Genomic DNA, 20,130 nt, shown 5'->3' on the forward strand with positions numbered 1-20,130 from the left:
TAATCATTAATTAACTGGGTTTAAAATGAATGTTAAAAATTTTTTCACTAAAGTAACCGTTGTCCTTTTAGCTTGCTTGTTAATCTTCATGGGAATTGGCAACCTTTTATCAGGTGATGATGAAAAAGAAGAGGTAGCTAGGGTTGGAAAAGAAGTTATAACGTCAGATGAGTATAAATCACTATATCAAAATTATGAAAAGCAAATTTCTGGATCTGATGCGAGTAGAGAACAAGTAAAAAAGCTGAAATATGATTTGCTTAACGCACTTATAGAGCAAAAACTATTGTTTAACCTAACTAGTGAGCTGGGGTTGACAGTTGGAGAAGAATCTATAAAAAACCATATTAAAAACACCAAATACTTTCAAAATGATAAAGGTGAATTTGACAAAAATAAATTCTATGAAACGCTAAATGACCTTCATATGACAGAGAAAGAGTATATAGCAAAGCTAGAGAAAGTCCTGCCTGCAATGATGTTCATGACTTCATTATTTAAAGATAATTATCCAGTAACTTTTGGCGAGAAAATTGATGAGCAGATATACAAAAGTCGCTACCAAACTAGAGTAGTTGATATTGTTAAAATAACTGAAGATGCAGTTACAAACATTCCTGAACCAGATGATCAAGCCTTACTTGATTTGTACGAAAGAAATAAATCCCATTTTTATTATCCTGAGTATCGAACTGCGCAATATATTTCCCTAGGCCAAAAGTATTTTGAAGATCAAATCAAGATCTCAGATGAAGAAGTTGATGGTATAATAGAACAACAAGAACTTAAAGATCAAAGAGATATATTCAATGCAATATTTTCTACCAAAGAAGAAGCTGAGACAGCAAGAAGAGCATTTGAGGAGGGTAAAACAAGCTTTGAACAGATAGTAGAAGAGTTTGGCAAAGCAAAACTTGAGGAAACTAGAGTAAATAATATAACTAAGGATTTTTTACCAGAAGACGTGAGAGAGAAGATATTTGCTCTCAAAGTAGGTGAAGTAAGTGAAGTTTTAGCAAGCAGTTTTGGTTGGCACATAGTAAAAGTGGAAAGTGCGCATCAAATCTCTGATGAAGACTTAGTTGATTTAAAAAAAGACATAAAGTCAGTTCTAACTAACCAAAAGTCTTTTGAAAGAGTCAATGATTTCATAAACCAAGTGAACTATAAGATATACAATGGTTCAGAAATTGAAGAAATATTGAGTGAATATAATTTACCTATACAAACTATTGGTCCAGTAGATGCGAGTGGAAAAGATCAAAGCGGTAATAACGTAGGAGATTCTGGTGATTTGATTTCTTTCATTTTTTCGCGAGAAAAGGATCAGAAAGGTTATTTTAAGGGCGTTGGGGACACTGTTGTTAGTGTAAAAATCGTCGATATCGTTCCACCCAAATTGCAAAGTTTTGAAGAAGGCAAGGCATTAGCGGTAGAGCTTTGGCGTAGTGAGTTTATAAAAGAAAGAATGTTTAAATTCGGGCAAGAGGTTGCAGTTCAACTAAGAGAAAAAACAGATTTGGAAGAAATTCAAGGTGTGGAATTAGTTAAAGGTCAGCAGATGCACCGCAATAAAGTGGATCAACAAAACTACCCCTTTTCTTTTGTAGAAGAGATTTTCAATATGAAAACAACTGGTTCAGTGACAGATCCTATTCAATACAATAATGAAATTATAATAGGTGTTCTAAAAGAAATGCATTCATCAAATGGCAAATTAAACACGCTTGACACCGGAAAACGTGTGATGATATCGCTAAAAGAGCAATTAATTAGCTATCTGGAATCAAAGTATAAAGTCGAAGTTAATCACGCTATACTTGATGATATATAATCAAAAATCTTATAAGTTGCTTCAAACGCATCCAGTGCCCAGACACACAACTGTACGAACATTGCGATTTGAGAGCAATCTTCACTAGAAAGGATGTCATCCCAGTGCCCAGACACTGGGATCCAGGAATTTTATTAAGTTGGTAAGCATAAAAGTAGCCGTTTTATGTTAAAATACAACGTTTTAATGATTAAAAAAAGGCTGGATTCCAGTGTCAAGCACTGGAATGACACCATTTGCTGTGCAATTTACCTTCAAAAATGAATGTTCGTATAGCTGTGCGCCCGGGACTGCCCTACATTATTGGTAATTATATTATAAGGTGCAAAAGTTGTATAATTCATTTGACTTAAAACGGCTCATTGTATAAAATTGTAACCAACATATGAATAAAGGTTAACATGGCAGTTAAAATAAGGTTGGCAAGGTTTGGCGCAAAGAAACGCCCTTTTTATAGAATAGTTGTAGCTGATTCACGAGCACCAAGAGATGGGCGTTTTATTGAGAAAATAGGACAATATGATCCAATGTTACCAAAAGACAATAAAAATCGTGTTGTGGTGAAAGCTGATAGATTAAAACATTGGCTAAGTGTAGGCGCGCAGGCAACTGAAAGAGTACTGTGGTTTATCAAAAAAGGCATAGTAACTTTAGAAACAGAACCAAAGAAAACAGAAAAGAAGAAAGTAGAGAACGAGAAAGCACAAGGGCAAGAGGCATAAGTCTCTTAAAATGCTAAATACTGATTTAACAAACAGCGATAAATTAGACGATATTGTATCTTCTGATTTGTCAGCTATGAATGACTTTGTCTTCAAAAATGTCAATGATGAAGATGCTAAGCTTGCTACTGATATTATATCTCATCTTGTTAGGTCAGGTGGAAAAAAAATAAGGCCTAAACTAGTTTTTATTATATGTAAAATGCTAAACTATTCTGGGGAGAATAGGATCAACGTTGCTGCATCGGTAGAGTTTATACACAATGCTACTTTACTTCATGATGATGTGCTCGATGAAAGTGAGGCACGCCATGGAGTTAAAACAGCGAATAAGATTTGGGGAAATAAATCAAGCATTTTAGTTGGTGATCTATTGTTGACTCTAGCATTTAGATGGCTTATAGAGTGTGGAAATTTAAATATTCTCTCTATTTTATCTAAAGCATCGCATTTACTTGTGAAGGGTGAAATAAAGCAGATGACAGCACGCTTTGACCCCCACACAGTCAGGGAAAATTATTTTGATATCATTGGAGAAAAGACAGCATCTTTATTTTCTGCATGCTGTGAAGCTGCATCAACAGTATCTGGTGCAACAAATGACGAAACAGAGAGGCTAAAGAATTTTGGTTTTAATTTTGGTATGGCATTTCAAATAGTTGATGATATGCTCGATTATACTGCTAATCAAGGCACTTCTGGAAAGCAAGTCGGAAAAGACTTTTTCGAAGGTAAAGTCACCTTACCTGCTATTATAGCATACGAAAAGGGCAGTCCAGCAGAGCAAAAATTCTGGGAAAAATGCTTTTCTTCAGCTAGACACAATTTTGACCAAGCATTACACTATATTAATCACCATAATGCCATTCAGCTTTCTATGGAAAAAGCTAGACACTACATTAATATGGCACAAAATGATATTAGTACTTTTTCTGATTCTTTTTATAAAACTACTTTAATTAACTTTTTAAATGCGAGCATAGAAAGACGAATGTAGCTGGCGCTTGATATTTTCAGATTAATTGTTATATATTTATTAGATTCTTAAGGGTAATGATATGTCAGATAGCAGTAAGGAGAAAAAGAAGAAGTTTGCTGATATGGTAAGTAGGCAGAAAGGTGACGACCAACAAAGTGATAACCATAAGCAAACTGATGATTTAAATGAAGATCTCAATACATTAAAAGAACGTGCAGTTCAGCTTGAAGATCATTTACGCCGTGCTGTTGCAGATAATGAAAACGTCAAACGTATAATGCAAAAGCAAATTAGCGATGCAAGTGACTACGCAGTCACAAAACTTGCACGTGATATGATCGACTCGTGCGACAATTTAAAAAGAGTAATGGAAATTTTGAAAGACGGTGATCCTGTTCATGAGGGGATTAAAGTAGCTTATCAAAAAATTATAAATGATCTAAAAAAACATGGAATAGAGGAAGTAGATCCACTTGGTGAGCTTTTTGATAGTAATTTACACCAAGCTGTTGTGGAAAGAGAGGACGATAAAAAAGAGCCTGGCACTATTATAGAAGTATTACAAACTGGTTATACTATCAAAAATAGGTTGCTCCGCCCTGCAATGGTTATTCTTTCTAAGAAATCTGATGGAAATGCGTAAACGTCAGAGGTTAGATTTTTTACATAACCATTGTTTAAGCAAAAAACCAACAGCCAACTTTGGTGTCATTCCAGCGCGTGACGCTGGAATCCAGAAAAAAAGAAATATCGATCCCAGTGTCAAGCACTGGGATGACAGGAAACTATATAATGAGTCTGTTGTCTTTTCAGGTATCCAGCCAAGTGGCGTACTACATTTAGGTAATTATCTTGGTGCAATCAAACAGTGGATAGACTTACAGGATAAATACAAATCTCTTTTTTGTATTGTCGACCTACATGCAATCACAGCAAATAAGCTTCCCGCAAGTGAATTAAAAAGTAATATTTTCAAAACAGCAGCAGCTTATATTGCATGTGGAATAGATCCAGAAAAGTCCATTATTTTTAATCAGTCCACAGTTAGTGGTCATGCAGAACTGGGCTGGCTGCTTGGGTGCTATACACCAATTGGTTGGCTTAATCGCATGACTCAATTTAAAGATAAAGCTGGCAGCGATAAACAAAAAGCCTCTCTTGGATTATATAGTTATCCAGTACTTATGGCTGCAGATATATTGTTGTATCAAACTAAATACGTTCCTGTTGGTGATGATCAAAAACAGCATTTGGAGCTTGCACGTGATATTGCATCAGCTTTTAACAATCATTATAAGCTGGATTATTTCATCGTACCTGAAATCTTAACTTTGGATTGCACATCAAGGATAATGAGCTTAAGGGATGGCACAAGCAAGATGAGTAAATCTGATCCTTCAGAACATTCGTGCATTAACCTTGATGATACGGATGACTTAATTGTCAAAAAAATAGAAAAAGCAAAAACAGATTCAATTCTAGGCTTTGCTACTTTAAAGTGCCGACCAGAAATAAGCAATTTGATAAACATTTATTCAGTGCTTAGTAATGTAAATGCGGAAAAAGTATGTGAAGAAGTGAACAAACATGACATGAAGCACTTCAAAAAAGAGTTAGCTGATTTAATTATCAGTGTTATATCACCCATACGTGAGAAAATGAATGATCTTTTAAAAGACCAATTCCATTTACATGAAATATTAAAAAAAGGCACAAAGAAAGCAGCAGAAATTGCAACCCATAATATAAAAGAAATCAAGGATATTATTGGATTTGCTCAATATCTGTAAGGTTCCAAAGTGTGATGGTGCGAACCGTCATACCGCCGCGGTATCTCAGCCGCTAACACGTAGCGGGATGACGGTTTTTCAAATTGTCGGTAAATCTAAGTCAGTTTAGCTATAGGCAGCAATTTTCTGTATTTATTTTAAGTTGAAGAAAGCTCAAATGAAAAATCGTGTTTTGCTAAAAATCACAGAATGCAGTCTGGTTACAAAATTCTCTAATGGTCTTAAATAAAACTTCCAGTGAATGATTGTCAGACATATTGTGCTCTGCTGATTTTATTAAGTGTACTTCAACATCGGTTGACTTAATTTTTTCAGCTAAATTCAATGAAGTTTGATAAGGAACATCTTTATCATTAATGCTATGCAGCAAGCGCACAGGACAGTTTATATCTATTGTCTTTTTGTTTAAAAGAAGGTTCTTTCTGCCATCTTCGATCAAATTTTTAGTTATTTTGTATGTACAATGCTCTGAAGTAAAATCTATTACACCTTTAGAATCTAGTTCTTCTTTTTGCTTGCCTGACAATTGCTTGAATATCAAATCTTCAGTAAAATCGGGAGCAGACGATATACCAATTAGTGCTGCAATTTTTTCTGGAAATTGAAGGGCAGTGAGCAACATCAGCCATCCTCCCATACTTGAACCTATAATTATTTGTTTATCGCTAGTTAATTCACTCATTACTTTAGCACAATTTTTTTGCCAATCACTTATCGTGTAATCAATAAAATTACCACTTGAATGACCGTGACCAAAATAATCAAATAGCACAAGTGCTACGTCATTTTCTTGGCAAAATTTGTAAATAGCAGTTGCTTTAGTTCCATCCATATTGGATGCAAATCCACCGAAAAAAACTACAGAAGCTTTCTTTCCTTGTAGCTTTCGATATGCTATGTGACCATTATTTCCATCAAACAATTTACAATAATCCATACTACTTTGGCAAAGCAACCGGGCTATCACTCAATTGATGCAAATAACTAACTAGATCTGCAATTTCTTGTGGATTGGAAATACCTGCAAATGCCATACGTGTACCTTTTATATAGGCTTTTGGGTTCTTTAAAAAGGCAAATAGCTCCTCATACCCCCATTTTCCACCTCTTTCAAGCACTGCTTTTGAGTAATTGAATGAGTTACCAAGATGGGCCTTTTTATTTCCAACTATGTTCCATAAGTTTGGTCCTACTTTATTCATTCCACCTTTCTCAAAACTATGGCAGGCTATACATTTTTTTGCTGCTGATTTACCTTTCTCAAAGCTAGCATTCTGCATGAGCGCTCCAATATCAAGCGCCACTTGCTCGATTTTTTGCTGGAACTCATTGCTGCCAGCAGCTACTATCGTTTGGTGTTCAATCTTATATTCTTCTGGACTGTAAAGCATATCAACTACATTACTAACTATCATAATGATTAGCCCAGAAAGTAAAATCGATGCTGCAATCTTATTAAGCTCCATAGTTAATTTTTATTAAGTAATGTTACTTAAATTATGCGAATATTTTCGCAAATAGCAACCAATTACCTTGAAGCTCGCTAAAGATGAGAGTCTCTATAGCTGACCCAAGAAAGGTTTTCCTACGTCCATACCGCCGCGAACCGTCATACCGCGATTCATTCGCGGTATCTCAGCCGCTAACAAGAGATCCCGCTAACAAGTAGCGGGATGACGAGGTCCACTGCCATTAAGTTAAGGAAAGAATGGTTAAAAACTGAACTAAAAAGTCAGAAATAATTAAGGATTTATGACAAATGCTGAAACAGAATAGAGTAAACTTTAAAGCAGATAAACTCTGAAGTGTAAATTACTTAAGAAATAGTTTGTTTAGAAGTCATTTTACAGGAGCTATGGCAATAAGCTACCCAGTTATTATCAGAAGATATGAATACTACCTCTAGTCAAAATATGTGTTTTCTAACCCTTTTTTGGTAATTGAACGAACGAAGATAAGGTACCTTATGACGATCAACTTTCCTTCCCTTTCTTACCGCCAAAGTGTTCATCAAAAATAGCTTTGATAATTGATCCATAATGCAGTCAGTATCTGATTCCGTAGCAAAAATGTCGAAAGCCAAGTTTTTGATCGCGTTAAATGAGACAGATTTGTTAATGCTCCTCTTAAGCTTATCATCGGTTAAGTCCATATTCAACGCTTCTTCTACATCTTCTGTCATAACACTTTCTAGGTTGCTAATAAAGATAGCTGACCAAAAATCCTGTTTAACAGACTCAACACTTTTTCCTGTAAAATTTTCTAGACTTAGTCTTCCTTTGAGTTTTGCAAAAAATGTCTCAACTCCCCAGCGTAAAAAATATAACTCCTTAAATCCTCCAGTTTGAAACTTTTGTTCATCCATTAATGATGTAGCTAACACTTCAATTTCACCAGATGGCAGTACCACTTTGAAGCGTTATTCCACTATTTTCTTGTTTTATCTTACGCTGAGCACATATGGTAACCTCAACACTAGATGGGCTTTTTTCTTCAAACATAGCATTCACTTCATTAAAAGATGATCTGGGACATCGAATGACATAAGCAATTTTTCTTTTTGTAAGGCTAGAAAGAAATTTATAAAATAAATATACAAATCAGTAAGTCATTAGTATTTACAACTTTAAGCATTTCATCTGCTAAGTTAATTTCATGAGTGTTACCTCTATCTAACACTGACCTTATGGCAACATTATTTAGCACATCATAACAAACCGCAAAGGTTGCACTTGCATAATCACCTAAATCTTTTGGTTTTTGGTTACGTATTTTTCTTGAGCCAAATTCATTTTTTATTTCAACGCTTGTTGGTAAAATGATTTTGGAGGCATCAAGAGCTAACACTCTAAAGCCAAAACAAGTTTTAAATTTTTGGTCTTGGTAGTACAAGGAAACCACACCTTCGTTAATTTCTGAAAATGCACTGTGTTTCATTTTTTTTCTTGCTTGACTAAAAGCACTAGCAGTAACGGTATAGTCTTTTTTCCTATATAAAATAAATTCGTTTAGTATTACTTGCAGCAACTTTACACTTTTTCTTAAAATTAAGATAAATATGTCAATAAAAGATAACTTCCTCTTTCTCATAAAATCTTTTGAAGATGATTTATGGGATTCTATAAATTCTAGACTTGCCAATTCATTTTGAATAAATTTTATTACTGCCTTTTTTACTCATACTACCTTTAAACTTATTGGTATACATCATTATCCCATAAAATCTATCTTTTTTCCTTAACTTAATGGCAGTGTGACGAGGTTATCGTCATGCCGCCACGAACCGTCATACCGCGATTCATTCGCGGTATCTCTTAGCCGCTAACAAGTAGCTGGATGACGATTGTCAGGGTGTAATCCCAGTGTCCCTATGATGTCATCCCAGTGCCCAGACACTGGGATCCAGGAAAGTTTGCTTGTAAGCAAGCAAACTAGCACAGAAAGTGGTTACAACATTTTCGATGAGATTATATGGAAAACTGGATCCCAGTGTCAAGCACTGGGATGACAAAAAAAGGAGCACTGGAATGGCACCATTTGTTATGTTTAACAAAGTTCGTACCTAGCTTCATGTTAGCCATAAATATTTAAGAAATTTACCAAATGGAAAAAAAGGCAAAAGAAGCCCCATGGTTAACTAGTTCTGACACTGGTTTCCATCCAAGACGGCAGTAGCCCCTTCGGTGTCATTCCAGTGTCAAGCACTGGAATGACAAAGGAGAGCAGTGTCAGCTACTTGGATGACACCTTTTTTCTACTTAGTGTGGGTTATACAAGAAGTCTATTGTATGGCTATTGCTGGTCGTATATTACTTATAGCTTATCTATTCAAATTTTGACTTTATTTTTCATAATTCATTATTGACAGAAATTATTAATTGGGTTATTATTAAATTATCGTTAACAAATGAGGCAAAGAAATGACGACATCCAATAATTCTTCATTGCTAAAAGATAGTCAGGAGCTTACTAAAACTAAGGGGACTATATGGAAACCTTTAATTACTGTCTCATTATTGTCTGTATTTAGTTTCACATCTGGTCAATATCTTCCTTATGTTATTGCAGCAGTTTCTGGTTCTGGTGCCATTGCAGCAGTTCCTTTAGCAATCTTTGCTGTTTCTGCGGTTGTTGTACTTATTTCAGTGACATATCTTGTTAAACTGGCTATTTCTAGAGATGATAATAAGAAAGAAGTAGGTCTTAATGGACAGAAATTCGGCCATACTCCATCTCAAGAACCACAAAAATTTGTGTGTAAAAATTGTACTAATCTGGAGAATAAATCAAATGTACCTACTCCTCAATCACCTCCAGTAACGTTTGGAACACAACCAAATCCAAGTGCCAATATGCTACAGCCGCCGCCTCCTCTATCAAGCTGTGCACCACCACCTCCTCCTCCTCAAAATTCATCAACTCAACAGGGTAGTAATGATTTACTTAATAGTATAAAAAAAGCTGGCGGTAAGGCAGGTATGAGCAAAGAACAGAAAAAAGCACGCGATGAAAAATTAAAACAAAATAGGGAAAAACGAGAAAAGAATAGTGAAGGTGAGCAAACAGATTCCAAAAATGCTTTATTTGCAGAAATAAGAGGAGGTTTTAAATTGAAACCAGTTAATAAAAATCAACAAAGCCCTGAGAAGAGTACTCCAAAAACAAAGTGTGATATGGCTTTTATTCTTGCAAGGAGAATAGCCATTGAATTCTCAGATAGTGAAAGTGAGCATTCTGATTCTATTCGCGATTCAGGTTGGACTACAGATGAAAGCAAAGACAAACAGAAAGAGATAGAGCAGAAAAAGAAGGTGCTGACAAAAAGCAGGAAAAAATCTACGCCTTCAAATTCCCAATCAGACAATAAAAAAGGAACAAGCACTCCCGAGAGTGGTTATAGATCTGATGATGATCAACAATATCCTGAAACTGCAGCTCCGCCAAGCCAGCAACCAAATACAAAAAAGCCACCGATACCGCCTAAGCCTGTTAATTTACAAACGAAACCTGAAACTCCTCCTGCAGCACAAGTAAATAATGTTGACCCAGTGAATAGTGAGATGCAAGATCCATCTACTTCTTCTATCAAGGACCGCGCAAAATTTTTTACTTCAAATGGAGGTGTTCCACACCCTTCTTAAAATAAGTTTACCTACAGGTCTGATTGTATTAAGATTGCTTAATACAATCAGATCTATTATATGCGTTTATCCAAGTATTACTTACCAACTCTAAAGGAAAAGCCTGCCCATGCTAAAATTATCTCCCATCAATATTCTTTACGTGCAGGTTTAATAAAGCAGATAGCATCTGGCATTTATTCCTGGTTACCACTTGGTCTGCGCGTGCTTAAAAATATTGAAGACATCATCAGAGATGAAATGGATAAATCTGGCGCTATTGAAGTGTTAATGCCTTGTGTGCAACCAGCAAATCTTTGGCGAGAATCAGGGCGTTACGATGATTACGGTAAGGAAATGTTGCGTATAAAGGATAGGCATGAGGAAGATATGCTTTTTGGTCCAACGCACGAGGAGATAGCAACTGATTTAATTAGAGATGTGGTAAAAAGTTACAAAGATTTGCCACTTTGTTTATACCAAATTCAATGGAAGTTTCGTGATGAGGTAAGACCACGTTATGGTGTTATGAGGGGCAGGGAATTTTTGATGAAGGATGCATATAGTTTTGATGTGGATTACGAAAGTGCACAGAATTCATATAATTTGATGTACAAGACTTACATAAAAATCTTCAAACGCATGGGACTTACCCCAATTGGAGTTCGAGCTGATACGGGGCCAATTGGAGGAAATTTGAGCCACGAGTTTCATATATTGGCAAACACTGGTGAGAGCACTTTATATTATGACAATAAATTTTCTGAACTACTAGAGAGTGAAGATATTGAAAATCTGAAGAGTATATACGCAGTTGCAGATGATATGCACAACCCTAAAACTTGCCTTGTGCCGCAAGAGCAGTTAAATGTCAGTAAAGGTATTGAAATAGGGCATATTTTTTATTTTGGCGACAAATACTCAAAGCCTATGAAGGCAAGTGTTATTTCTCAAGATGGAAAAAATGTCAATATACATATGGGTTCGTATGGTATTGGGGTTTCAAGACTTGTTGGTGCAATAATAGAAGCTTTTCATGATGATAAAGGAATTATCTGGCCAGAATCAGTAGCTCCTTTCAGAATTGGTTTAATCAATTTACAAACGAAAGTAACGGAGGCTGCAGATAAAATATACAAAGCTTTGAAGAGCGATGAAGTGCTTTACGATGATACGGAAGGGAGTGTAGGAGTAAAATTTTCTAGAATGGATCTGATAGGCTTGCCGTGGCAAATAATTGTCGGAAAAAAGGCAATAGATGAAAAGATAGTTGAAGTAAAAAATAGAGCAACTGGAGAGGTAAAGGAAATGCAGATTGAAGAAGCAATAAATCACTTTAGCACAAAATGATACACGGTATCGGCACTGACATAGTATATATACCAAGAGTATCGAGGATATTACAAAAATACGGGGAAAAATTTCTCAATAGAATCTACACTAAAAAAGAAATAGAGCTAAGTAGAAAGTATAATAGTCAAGAAATGCGAGCAAGGTATTTTGCTAAACGCTTTGCAGCAAAAGAAGCTTTTGTTAAAGCACGAGGTACTGGATTTAGTCAGGGCATTACAATGAAAGATATAGAAATATACAATGATGTGAGAGGCAAGCCGTATCTTACCGTTAGCAAGGATTTTATCTCCAAAATTCATCTTTCTCTAAGTGACGATGGAGATTACGCTACTGCATTTGTTGTAATTTGCGTCTATAGCTCACACAGATAAAGTTTACTCTTTTGTCATCCTATGCACAACTGTACGAACATTGCAATTTGGGCCTACCAGGAGGGCAATGCCTCTTATCCAAGCACCCTCTTCTTGTCATCTCAGTGCTTGACACTGGGATCCAGATTGGGCACTAAGTTGGTAAACACGAAAGCGGTTAATCCTTTACAACGTTTTTGATGGAACTGTACGAAAGGACTGGATCCCAGTGTCAAGCACTGGGATGACATCATCATAAAGGAACCAGTGTCAGCTACTTGAATGACATCATAGGGGCGCTGCCCTGACAACCGTCATCCCGCTACGTGTTAGCGGCTAAGAGATACCGCGGCGGTATGACGTGTTAGCTATAGCATACACAAACAACTAGTTTGCCAAAAAAACATAGCAGTTTTTCTATGATTTGAGTATAATTCCAGCTTTACCTAAACAGAAAATTTAATGGACTATATCTTAATGTATCTTTCCTTACCATTTTCAATTACCGAGAATTATTTATTAATTACTGCGTTGATTCCACTTTTAAGTGCGTTAGCTATTTTTCTTACTGGTAAATGGCCCAGAGTGAACAATAATATCACTGTCACTTCTTCTGTACTTCTGTTTACGTATATGTGTCTGTGCACTTTATATTGGGTATATGGTGATTATTCTCAATTTATTCTCATGGATTTTGGTAATAATTTGCACATTAGTTTAAAGCTAGAGTCTACCGGAGTAATATTCAGTTTATTAATATCGTTTTTATGGGTGCTGACCAGTATATATGCAATATGTTATATGCAGAATAACTATGCTGATAGCAATCACTCAAGTTTTCTATGCTTTTTTTCAATATCAATTAGCTGTGCAATGTTTATTGCTTTTTCTGGAGATTTGCTCACTACATTTGTCTTTTATGAGCTTCTAACTATTAGTACATACCCTCTGGTTACTTACAACTCAACAAATGAATCAATGATTGCAGGACGCTATTACTTTGGCGTGCTATTTTTCTCTTCTTTGGTATTATTTTTTCCTGCAATAGGCCTTTTATATAATGAATTTCATACTTTAGACTTTGTAAGTGGTGGGATATTCAAATTTGATACTTCACTCATCACTTTTATTGCGGTGTGTTTTGTTATGCTAATTTACGGAATAGGAAAAGCTGCATTAATGCCAATGCATTTTTGGTTACCAAAAGCAATGGTTGCACCAACTCCTGTGAGTGCACTACTGCATGCTGTTGCTGTTGTGAAATCCGGAGTTTTCATCATCATAAAAGTTATATTATACACTTTCGGCGTCGATAACATGCAACGTTTTGTGCAGCAAAATTGGTTTGCTGGAGGGTGGCTTCCGTACGCTGCTGGATTTACTATTATTACTGCATCATTGATTGCACTAAAGCAAAAAGAATTAAAGAAATTGCTTGCTTACTCTACCATCTCTCAATTGTCGTATATTATATTATTCGCTTCAATTTTTAGTGATCTCAGCATGAGGGTTGCAATTTTTCAATTAGTTTGCCACGCATTTGCAAAAATCACTTTGTTTTTCGTTGCCGGAGCAATAATAACGAGAGCAGGTGAGAAATATATAGATAAGATTTACGGTATAGGACGCAGTATGCCAATTAGCATGACAGCATTTGCTATAGGTGCATTGTCTATGATAGGGGTGCCGCCTGCTCCGACTTTTTGGGGTAAATTTCTCATTTTTCAAGCTGTTTTCAACTCTGGCAATGTAATACTTTCTGTGTTTGTAACTCTAGTGTTAATTGTTAGTACTATACTCAACGCTCTGTACTTTTTACCGATAATTTACAATGCCTTTTTCTTAAAACCTTCTCAGAATTACTTTATTAAAAAAACACCAATTCTTCTAGTTTTACCTCCAGTTATTACTGCTATGTGCACTTTGGTTATTTTTTTTAGCTACCAAGTAATATTTTAAAATCTGTATTTATAACCATTAACAATAAATTTAAATGGTATTATACCAGCCAGAGTTGCTTTTATATTCGACAAAGTGAAGCTAATCTCCACAGTATCCTCCTTATTTTGCTCGGTTGTAAAAACTACAGTAGCATTTCCAGCAAATGTAACTAAGTCCTTGGTCGATCGATCAATAGATAATGTTATTACATTTATGTTGGCGATTTTTCTTTTAGATAAAGACAAATTACCAGCTTCATTATTCGTTTTTTCCTGAAAGCCTTGATAGATTTTATGTATAGAATTGTTTCTTATAAAATTTTCTTGGTACTTCGGTTCAACGATCTTAATGGACTCGTATATTTCAATGTATTTACTTATTAAGTACCTCGCTGTGGAAGTGTATTCATCTTCCTTTTTACTGAAACTAAGCTTATGCATTGCAGAGAACTCATCTTCTGTGTGGTTCATATACTTCACAAAATTTAAATCTTTTTTAATAGGAAATAACAGGTATATGTTTAATGTTAATAAACATAAGCATACTAGGAGAAGCGATACTATTAATGCCATCCAAGATCTTTCTGCTACACAAAACAGATACCTATGGCAGTACCATTCGACTGCTTTACTGAAATAACTTTTGTTTTTTACTGATTCAAGCAATTTATCTTCCATAACACAATGCTACAAAATCCAATTATAATAACAACAAGATTAGATACTCTAAAAAACTTTAAAATATGTCTAAATTTTCCAAAATAGGATGAATGATTATATCACCTTGTTCCGCAATAAGGTAGAATTTGTCGATTTTGCTCACATCTATATTTATCATTTTTATACTGAAATTTTCAGGATTGTAAATATTATAGCTCTTTCCATAAAAGTCCGGATGTGATAGGATAAGGATAGATGATGATAAGGAGGTTGAATGCCAGCAGCATATAGTTATGATTTAAGAAAAAAAGGAATGGAAGCGCTAGACGAAGGAGAAAGCAGAGAAACAGTAGCAGCAAGATTTAAGATTGGACGAACTACTTTATGGGAGTGGCAGCAAAGAAGAAAAGAAACAGGAGACTTTCAATCAAAAAAACTTGGAAATGGGGGTTACAATCACAAAATTACCGACTGGGATACCTTTGCCAAATTTGCCAGAGAACACGGAGGAAAGACTCTATCGGAAATGGCTAAACTTTGGAACAACGTTAGTATCCAAACGATCTATCGAGCCCTTAAAAAAATTGGATTTACGCGCAAAAAAAGACATATGGATACAAGGAAAGAAACGAAGAAAAACGTGCTGAATTTTTGAAAATTATAGCGACAAAAGAACCTAAAAACTTATTGTATATAGATGAGTCTGGCATTGATAACACCGAAGACTACCCCTACGGATATTGCCAGAAAGGACAGCGGTTTTATGCCTTAAAATCTGGAAAGAAAACTCAACGAATCAGTATGGTTGCAGCCTTAAGTGGAAGAAAGATAATTGTTCCGTTAACCTTTGAAGGCCACTGTAATATGGATGTTTTTAATGGATGGTTTGAGCAATTTTTGACACCGATCTTGGAACCTGGACAGACTGTCATTCTTGACAATGCTACTTTTCATAAGTCTGATAAGATTATCGAGCTTGCTAAAGGGGTTGGTGCAGAAATTTTGTATCTGCCGCCTTATTCTCCAGATTTCAACAAAATTGAGCATCATTGGTTTGCTATAAAAAAAAGAGCCAGGAAAAACATTCCTCTATTCGAATCCTTTCGTCGTGCTGTTGATTCTGCCTTCCTATGACCTGTTCGGACTATTATGAGAAATGCTATATGTGTCACGCTACTTGGATGACACCGTTGAAAGAAATGAACCGCCTTTTCAAAATTGTTTTGAATAGAGGAATAACATTCACAAGTAAAATTTCATATTACCATTTTTTAATTTATGTATTATAATAAGCTTAATCTATAAGAAAAACAAAGTTGGAAAAGTTGGAAGAACTAAGCAAAAACTGGGTGATAAGAACGGGAAGATTTTTATCTTCATTGTTTTTTTTACTGTTGATTGCGCTATCAATACGTAGTTTTTTATTCGAGCCATTTCATATACCTTCTGGTTCAATGAAAAGCACCCTACTTGAAGGGGATTACATTTTTACTAGTAAATATTCATACGGTTACAGTAAACACTCCTTTCCATTTTCTCCAAACATTTTTAGCGGCAGGATTTTTTACACCCCTCCAAAGCGTGGCGACATAGTAGTTTTCAAACCCACAAGAAATGACAGCATCAGGTTTGTTAAGCGAGTAATAGGAACACCAGGTGACAAAGTGCAAATGATAGAGGGAGAATTATACCTAAATGATCAGAAAGTAGAGCGAAGGCAAATTGAAAGTTTTTTTGATTATGAGTCAAATCGTAACATACCAAGATATATAGAAACGCTTTTAAGTGGCAAGGAACATGAGATTTTGGTAGATGACATTTCTAATAAGCTATCATATAACACTCCGGTTTATTATGTACCTAACGATCAATTTTTTGTTATGGGAGACAATAGAAATAATTCTTTAGATAGTAGGTTTCCTGAAGTTGGTTTTGTACCAATGGAAAATATCATTGGGCGTGTAAGCATAGTTGGTTTATCATTTAAATTAGGAAAGGTCGATTGGTTACCATTTAATTTCAGGTTACCTGTTGCTTTGAGATTAAATAGGGTATTGCACAAGGTTGTGTAAGCTTTTTCTACCTATTTGTTAATTCACACAACTCTAAAGAAGAATTTTCTAACTCGGCGATAGTGTTGTTAATTTCATTCAAGTCATTGCCTTGTAAAGCGTTTTTTGCATTTTGTAATAGGTTTTTCAACTTTTGATCAGTGGAAAGGTTATTATTGTTTTCAACCAAGTGTATGAGTTTATTTCCATTAATTTTAGCGCCTGCAAGGGAACGAGCCTTCATATCCTCGTCAAAGCTGTTTATTGACTGGTTAACCATATTTTGAACATCAGCTTCACTCAAGCCAAAACTTGAATTTACTTCAACTGTCTGCTCGATTCTGGTGGTTTTTTCTCTTGCAGTAACAGTCAAGATTCCGTCAACGTTAACTGTAAATTCTATTTCAATTCTTGCAGAACCTGCAGGCAGTGGCGGTATACCTTTTAGTTCAAACTGCGCTAGAGATTTGTTATCCTCTATCATTTCACGTTCTCCCTGACAAACGTGAATTTTCATTGCTGTTTGCCTATCAACATAAGTTGTAAACTCTTTTATCTCTGAAACTGGTAGTGGCGTATTTCTTGGTATGATTTTTTCAACTATGCCTCCCATAGTTTCTATGCCAAGTGATAAAGGTAAAACATCCAGGAGAATATTCCTATCTTTTGAGCTCGAAGTTAAATCATGAGCCTGCAGAGCTGCCCCAATGGCAACTGCTTTATCCGGATCCACGTCATTTAGTACTTTATTTCCAAAGAGTTTGACTAGCGAATTTTGAACCAATGGTGTTCTAGTTGCACCACCAACTAAAATTACTCCTTTTATATCGTCAATTTTAAGATCTATATCGCTTATAGTACGAGTGACTATATTGATAGTCTTATTGACCAAAGAACTGATTGCCTGCTCGAATTCTTCTCTGGTAATTTCACATTCAAATGGCTTGCCGTTAATGCTGAATTCAAAAATGCCTGAGGTGTTTTTGCTCAGATATTCCTTCACAGTACGCATATTGTAGATTCCAGCGTCACGCGCTTCAGCATACGAACGTTGCAATTTGCAGGTAGTTTGCGCAGCAGGTGGTGTCATTCCAGTGCTTGACACTGGAATCCAGTTCTTACTATACAATTGCCTGGTGTGCTCATTTGCAATTAAATTTTCTGGATCCAAGTAGTCAGGGCACTGGATGACATCTTTCTTAATGGAAATCATACTTACATCACAACGTTCGTACAGTTGCGCGTCAAGCGCTGGAATGATATTTGATACTTTCTCTCTATACTTATTGAGCACAATTAAGCTTAGAAAATGATCAAAATCATCACCGCCGAGTTTGGTATCACCACCAACCGCAAGAACTTGAAACACTCCTTGATGCAATTTCAATATCGAAATATCAAATGTTCCGCCACCAAGGTCATAAACTGCATATACTCCACTGTTATTGTTCTTTTCAATGGAGTAAGAAAGCGCTGCAGCGGTTGGCTCATTAACGAGGCGAAGAACTTCTATTCCAGCTAATTTTGCCGCATATTTAGTTGCGTTACGTGCTGAATCGTCAAAGTAAGCTGGCACAGTAATCACTGCTTTTTTTACTTCCAGTCCCTTAGACTTTTTTACCCTCTCACATAAAGCTTTTAATATCTCAGCAGAAATCTCAACAGGAGTAAGATACTTTTCCTCTGCGCATTTTATTCTAATAACTTTTTCGCTTTCATGATCTATTTCAAAATTGACGCCTTCTTTATTTAATTCTTCAACACTTTTACCCATTAAACGCTTTATTGAGTAGATTGCATTTTGACCGACATCGTAGCCAGTTTTCAATGTATTATTTTCATATGAAAGAGCAGAAGGCAGTAGCTCTCTTCCCTGCTTATCTTCAAATATCTCCACGTTGCCAGCTTTATCTACCATGGCAATTAAAGAATTGGTGTTACCAAGATCTATACCAAAAACTACTTCACTTGAATTTGGTTCAGAAATTTGAATTGGTTGCATTCTTTTTCACCTCCTCAAATGACTTATATAAATATTTCAATCTTAAGACTTGTGTAGCAGCTCCATCAAAATTCTTTACAGCAAAAGTGTTAATTAGGTTTTTAACACAATCTTTTATTTTTTCATCAATCATCCTGCTTGCAAATTGTAGATCGTCGCATTCCAGCAAATATTCTCTTATTTCCATTGATTCATTTAATATTTCAGAATTCGGATGATCCTTTGCCACACCAAAAAGATTCAACAAATGCTCAGCACGTTCTAGTGGTGACTTTAGCACTCGATAAGCTTTGTTGATATTTTCCATGTTTTTGGACTGTCTTTCATTTATATCAGTCTTGCTTAGCTCGATATATTTTTTCTCTAACTCATCAAAGCTGATATTGAAAGTTGGTTCAATTTCAAACAATGTAAAATAGCTGCTAGACATGAAAACTCTCTCCACAACCACATTTTCCTTTCTCATTAGGATTTTTGAAAACAAAACCCGATGAAAATTTTTCTTCTACATAATCCATTTCAGAGCCAAGAATAAACATGACGGACTTTGGATCGATCAACACTTTAACTTTTTGGTCATCACTGCAGTTTTCCTCAATCATCGACTCTAAAGGACGAGTATCATACGCATATTCAATATCATATTTTAAACCAGAACATCCTTTTTGTTTAATTAGCACTCTTATTCCTATTGCTTCTTCTGATTTCTCAAGGTTAGTATGCTTTTTTTGATCCAATAAATACCTTATCCTCTCCACTGCTTTCGCAGTTATAGTAATAAGTTTTTTATCTTTCTTTATAGCGTTTACTCCTTGATATTCACTCATGCTTTAGTTCTCAATGTCCACTTTATTTTGTTTGCTTTGATAATCATGAATAGCAGCCTTTATAGCATCTTCAGCAAGCACCGAACAGTGTATCTTCACTGGAGGTAAAGACAACTCTTCCACTATTTGAGTATTCTTTATCTGTGTAACGTCACTGATGGTTCTTCCCTTTATCATCTCTGTTAATAAAGAACTTGAAGCAATGGCAGAACCGCAGCCAAAAGTTTTAAATTTTGCATCTTCAATAACACCTTTGTCATTGACCTTTATCTGCAATTTCATTACATCACCGCACGATGGTGCACCAACTAAACCAGTGCCAACATTTGGATCATTTTTATCCAGAGACCCAACATTCCTTGGATTTTCGTAATGATCTAAAATTTTCTCATTATAACTCATAAAATTACCTGTGAACCACTACATTTATTATAACACATTTAAGTTAAAAACTAAAGAAAAATGCACTAGCAACACGAGTATTTTACTCACGAAATACCCG

General features: G+C 35.5%; 23 protein-coding genes and 1 pseudogene. 14 read left to right on the top strand and 10 right to left on the bottom strand.

Annotation, left to right across the window (positions count from 1 at the left end; translation table 11 throughout):
* Nucleotides 1-25: 25 nt before the first annotated feature.
* Nucleotides 26-1,834: a peptidylprolyl isomerase gene (locus AAGD93_RS06065; protein ID WP_341819310.1), complete on the top strand. Its 1,809-nt coding sequence runs from the start codon at nucleotides 26-28 to the stop codon at nucleotides 1,832-1,834.
* Here AAGD93_RS06065 and AAGD93_RS06070 read toward each other — a convergent pair.
* Nucleotides 1,810-1,950 (bottom strand): hypothetical protein, encoded by a 141-nt coding sequence (locus tag AAGD93_RS06070; RefSeq protein WP_186809122.1) that lies wholly within the window; start codon nucleotides 1,948-1,950, stop codon nucleotides 1,810-1,812. The two genes, AAGD93_RS06065 and AAGD93_RS06070, sit on opposite strands and share 25 nt — an antisense overlap.
* A 285-nt stretch (nucleotides 1,951-2,235) precedes the next feature.
* Here AAGD93_RS06070 and rpsP point away from each other — a divergent pair, with 285 nt between their 5' ends.
* The 4 genes from rpsP to trpS all read left to right on the top strand — a co-directional run bounded on the left by rpsP (nucleotide 2,236) and on the right by trpS (nucleotide 5,325).
* Nucleotides 2,236-2,556: a 30S ribosomal protein S16 gene (gene rpsP / locus AAGD93_RS06075; RefSeq protein WP_006279266.1), complete on the top strand. Its 321-nt coding sequence runs from the start codon at nucleotides 2,236-2,238 to the stop codon at nucleotides 2,554-2,556.
* Nucleotides 2,557-2,566: 10 nt separating this feature from the next.
* Nucleotides 2,567-3,553, top strand: a complete 987-nt coding sequence (locus AAGD93_RS06080; RefSeq protein WP_010962840.1) for a polyprenyl synthetase family protein — start codon at nucleotides 2,567-2,569, stop codon at nucleotides 3,551-3,553.
* A 61-nt stretch (nucleotides 3,554-3,614) separates the two neighbouring features.
* Complete coding sequence (locus AAGD93_RS06085) at nucleotides 3,615-4,178, top strand: nucleotide exchange factor GrpE (RefSeq protein WP_341819312.1); 564 nt, start codon at nucleotides 3,615-3,617, stop codon at nucleotides 4,176-4,178.
* Entirely contained in the window at nucleotides 4,171-5,325 is a 1,155-nt protein-coding gene (trpS, locus tag AAGD93_RS06090; RefSeq protein WP_341819314.1) for a tryptophan--tRNA ligase, read from the top strand. Before AAGD93_RS06085 ends, trpS begins: the two co-directional genes overlap by 8 nt.
* Nucleotides 5,326-5,500: 175 nt before the next feature.
* On the opposite strand, the gene AAGD93_RS06095 is transcribed toward trpS, so the two are convergent.
* The 3 genes and pseudogenes from AAGD93_RS06095 to AAGD93_RS06105 all read right to left on the bottom strand — a co-directional run bounded on the left by AAGD93_RS06095 (nucleotide 5,501) and on the right by AAGD93_RS06105 (nucleotide 8,487).
* Nucleotides 5,501-6,262 carry an alpha/beta hydrolase gene (locus AAGD93_RS06095; RefSeq protein ID WP_012673268.1) on the bottom strand — a complete coding sequence of 254 codons (762 nt, stop codon included), beginning with the start codon at nucleotides 6,260-6,262 and terminating at the stop codon, nucleotides 5,501-5,503.
* 1 nt (nucleotide 6,263) lies between these two features.
* Nucleotides 6,264-6,791 carry a c-type cytochrome gene (locus tag AAGD93_RS06100; protein ID WP_010082469.1) on the bottom strand — a complete coding sequence of 176 codons (528 nt, stop codon included), beginning with the start codon at nucleotides 6,789-6,791 and terminating at the stop codon, nucleotides 6,264-6,266.
* Between the two features lie 440 nt (nucleotides 6,792-7,231).
* Nucleotides 7,232-8,487 (bottom strand): annotated as a pseudogene (locus AAGD93_RS06105) (IS4 family transposase).
* A gap of 181 nt (nucleotides 8,488-8,668) precedes the next feature.
* On the opposite strand from AAGD93_RS06105, the gene AAGD93_RS06110 reads away from it, so the two are divergent.
* The 5 genes from AAGD93_RS06110 to AAGD93_RS06130 all read left to right on the top strand — a co-directional run bounded on the left by AAGD93_RS06110 (nucleotide 8,669) and on the right by AAGD93_RS06130 (nucleotide 12,169).
* Nucleotides 8,669-8,833, top strand: a complete 165-nt coding sequence (locus tag AAGD93_RS06110) for a hypothetical protein (protein ID WP_162829040.1) — start codon at nucleotides 8,669-8,671, stop codon at nucleotides 8,831-8,833.
* Nucleotides 8,834-9,019: 186 nt separating this feature from the next.
* Nucleotides 9,020-9,190, top strand: a complete 171-nt coding sequence (locus AAGD93_RS06115; RefSeq protein WP_156518095.1) for a hypothetical protein — start codon at nucleotides 9,020-9,022, stop codon at nucleotides 9,188-9,190.
* A gap of 55 nt (nucleotides 9,191-9,245) precedes the next feature.
* Nucleotides 9,246-10,466, top strand: a complete 1,221-nt coding sequence (locus AAGD93_RS06120) for a WH2 domain-containing protein (RefSeq protein ID WP_341819315.1) — start codon at nucleotides 9,246-9,248, stop codon at nucleotides 10,464-10,466.
* Nucleotides 10,467-10,526: 60 nt separating this feature from the next.
* Nucleotides 10,527-11,795: a proline--tRNA ligase gene (gene proS / locus AAGD93_RS06125; protein ID WP_341819316.1), complete on the top strand. Its 1,269-nt coding sequence runs from the start codon at nucleotides 10,527-10,529 to the stop codon at nucleotides 11,793-11,795.
* Nucleotides 11,792-12,169 (top strand): holo-[acyl-carrier-protein] synthase, encoded by a 378-nt coding sequence (locus AAGD93_RS06130; RefSeq protein WP_341814778.1) that lies wholly within the window; start codon nucleotides 11,792-11,794, stop codon nucleotides 12,167-12,169. Before proS ends, AAGD93_RS06130 begins: the two co-directional genes overlap by 4 nt.
* Before the next feature lie 101 nt (nucleotides 12,170-12,270).
* Here the strand turns inward: AAGD93_RS06130 and AAGD93_RS06135 are convergent, their stop codons facing one another.
* Nucleotides 12,271-12,459, bottom strand: coding sequence for a hypothetical protein (locus tag AAGD93_RS06135; RefSeq protein WP_264338130.1), 189 nt, complete (start codon nucleotides 12,457-12,459; stop codon nucleotides 12,271-12,273).
* 151 nt (nucleotides 12,460-12,610) lie between these two features.
* Here AAGD93_RS06135 and AAGD93_RS06140 point away from each other — a divergent pair, with 151 nt between their 5' ends.
* Entirely contained in the window at nucleotides 12,611-14,107 is a 1,497-nt protein-coding gene (locus tag AAGD93_RS06140) for a proton-conducting transporter membrane subunit (RefSeq protein ID WP_341819318.1), read from the top strand.
* Here the strand turns inward: AAGD93_RS06140 and AAGD93_RS06145 are convergent.
* A complete protein-coding gene (locus AAGD93_RS06145) occupies nucleotides 14,104-14,766 on the bottom strand; it encodes a hypothetical protein (protein ID WP_010082435.1) in 663 nt (220 codons plus the stop codon). The genes AAGD93_RS06140 and AAGD93_RS06145 overlap by 4 nt on opposite strands.
* A 256-nt stretch (nucleotides 14,767-15,022) precedes the next feature.
* On the opposite strand from AAGD93_RS06145, the gene AAGD93_RS06150 reads away from it, so the two are divergent.
* The 3 genes from AAGD93_RS06150 (at nucleotide 15,023) to lepB (ending at nucleotide 16,820) form a co-directional block, all read left to right on the top strand.
* Nucleotides 15,023-15,882, top strand: a protein-coding gene (locus tag AAGD93_RS06150) for an IS630 family transposase (protein WP_341819319.1) whose coding sequence is annotated in 2 segments (ribosomal slippage) — nucleotides 15,023-15,347 and nucleotides 15,347-15,882 — 861 coding nt in all. Because the reading frame shifts where the segments join, the coding sequence is not laid out codon by codon here.
* Nucleotides 15,879-16,037, top strand: coding sequence for a hypothetical protein (locus AAGD93_RS06155; RefSeq protein ID WP_341819320.1), 159 nt, complete (start codon nucleotides 15,879-15,881; stop codon nucleotides 16,035-16,037). Before AAGD93_RS06150 ends, AAGD93_RS06155 begins: the two co-directional genes overlap by 4 nt.
* Nucleotides 16,038-16,073: 36 nt before the next feature.
* Nucleotides 16,074-16,820: a signal peptidase I gene (gene lepB, locus AAGD93_RS06160; protein WP_010962911.1), complete on the top strand. Its 747-nt coding sequence runs from the start codon at nucleotides 16,074-16,076 to the stop codon at nucleotides 16,818-16,820.
* A gap of 7 nt (nucleotides 16,821-16,827) precedes the next feature.
* Here the strand turns inward: lepB and AAGD93_RS06165 are convergent, their stop codons facing one another.
* The 4 genes from AAGD93_RS06165 to iscU are packed head-to-tail and all read right to left on the bottom strand — an operon-like array spanning nucleotide 16,828 to nucleotide 20,030.
* The gene (locus AAGD93_RS06165; RefSeq protein WP_341819322.1) at nucleotides 16,828-18,801 is read right to left on the bottom strand and encodes an Hsp70 family protein; all 1,974 of its coding nucleotides are present in this window, start codon (nucleotides 18,799-18,801) and stop codon (nucleotides 16,828-16,830) included.
* Nucleotides 18,779-19,231 (bottom strand): iron-sulfur cluster co-chaperone HscB C-terminal domain-containing protein, encoded by a 453-nt coding sequence (locus tag AAGD93_RS06170; protein ID WP_341819323.1) that lies wholly within the window; start codon nucleotides 19,229-19,231, stop codon nucleotides 18,779-18,781. The genes AAGD93_RS06165 and AAGD93_RS06170 overlap by 23 nt, the downstream gene beginning before the upstream one ends.
* Nucleotides 19,224-19,628 carry a HesB/IscA family protein gene (locus AAGD93_RS06175; protein WP_264338080.1) on the bottom strand — a complete coding sequence of 135 codons (405 nt, stop codon included), beginning with the start codon at nucleotides 19,626-19,628 and terminating at the stop codon, nucleotides 19,224-19,226. Before AAGD93_RS06175 ends, AAGD93_RS06170 begins: the two co-directional genes overlap by 8 nt.
* 3 nt (nucleotides 19,629-19,631) lie before the next feature.
* Complete coding sequence (gene iscU / locus AAGD93_RS06180; RefSeq protein WP_341819324.1) at nucleotides 19,632-20,030, bottom strand: Fe-S cluster assembly scaffold IscU; 399 nt, start codon at nucleotides 20,028-20,030, stop codon at nucleotides 19,632-19,634.
* Between the last annotated feature and the right edge of the window lie 100 nt (nucleotides 20,031-20,130).

The sequence above is a fragment of the Wolbachia endosymbiont (group A) of Brachyopa scutellaris genome, assembly GCF_964026995.1.
Classification (GTDB): Bacteria; Pseudomonadota; Alphaproteobacteria; order Rickettsiales; family Anaplasmataceae; genus Wolbachia; species Wolbachia pipientis.

Coding starts and splice junctions, on each gene's coding strand:
- AAGD93_RS06095 (WP_012673268.1), bottom strand. CDS start 6,262: ATGGATTATTGTAAATTGTTTGATGGAAATAATGGTCACATAGCATAT.
- trpS (WP_341819314.1), top strand. CDS start 4,171: ATGCGTAAACGTCAGAGGTTAGATTTTTTACATAACCATTGTTTAAGC.
- proS (WP_341819316.1), top strand. CDS start 10,527: ATGCGTTTATCCAAGTATTACTTACCAACTCTAAAGGAAAAGCCTGCC.
- AAGD93_RS06165 (WP_341819322.1), bottom strand. CDS start 18,801: ATGCAACCAATTCAAATTTCTGAACCAAATTCAAGTGAAGTAGTTTTT.
- AAGD93_RS06175 (WP_264338080.1), bottom strand. CDS start 19,628: ATGAGTGAATATCAAGGAGTAAACGCTATAAAGAAAGATAAAAAACTT.
- AAGD93_RS06140 (WP_341819318.1), top strand. CDS start 12,611: ATGGACTATATCTTAATGTATCTTTCCTTACCATTTTCAATTACCGAG.
- AAGD93_RS06085 (WP_341819312.1), top strand. CDS start 3,615: ATGTCAGATAGCAGTAAGGAGAAAAAGAAGAAGTTTGCTGATATGGTA.
- AAGD93_RS06120 (WP_341819315.1), top strand. CDS start 9,246: ATGACGACATCCAATAATTCTTCATTGCTAAAAGATAGTCAGGAGCTT.
- rpsP (WP_006279266.1), top strand. CDS start 2,236: ATGGCAGTTAAAATAAGGTTGGCAAGGTTTGGCGCAAAGAAACGCCCT.
- AAGD93_RS06145 (WP_010082435.1), bottom strand. CDS start 14,766: ATGGAAGATAAATTGCTTGAATCAGTAAAAAACAAAAGTTATTTCAGT.
- AAGD93_RS06065 (WP_341819310.1), top strand. CDS start 26: ATGAATGTTAAAAATTTTTTCACTAAAGTAACCGTTGTCCTTTTAGCT.
- AAGD93_RS06100 (WP_010082469.1), bottom strand. CDS start 6,791: ATGGAGCTTAATAAGATTGCAGCATCGATTTTACTTTCTGGGCTAATC.
- AAGD93_RS06155 (WP_341819320.1), top strand. CDS start 15,879: ATGACCTGTTCGGACTATTATGAGAAATGCTATATGTGTCACGCTACT.
- iscU (WP_341819324.1), bottom strand. CDS start 20,030: ATGAGTTATAATGAGAAAATTTTAGATCATTACGAAAATCCAAGGAAT.
- AAGD93_RS06130 (WP_341814778.1), top strand. CDS start 11,792: ATGATACACGGTATCGGCACTGACATAGTATATATACCAAGAGTATCG.
- AAGD93_RS06080 (WP_010962840.1), top strand. CDS start 2,567: ATGCTAAATACTGATTTAACAAACAGCGATAAATTAGACGATATTGTA.
- AAGD93_RS06170 (WP_341819323.1), bottom strand. CDS start 19,231: ATGTCTAGCAGCTATTTTACATTGTTTGAAATTGAACCAACTTTCAAT.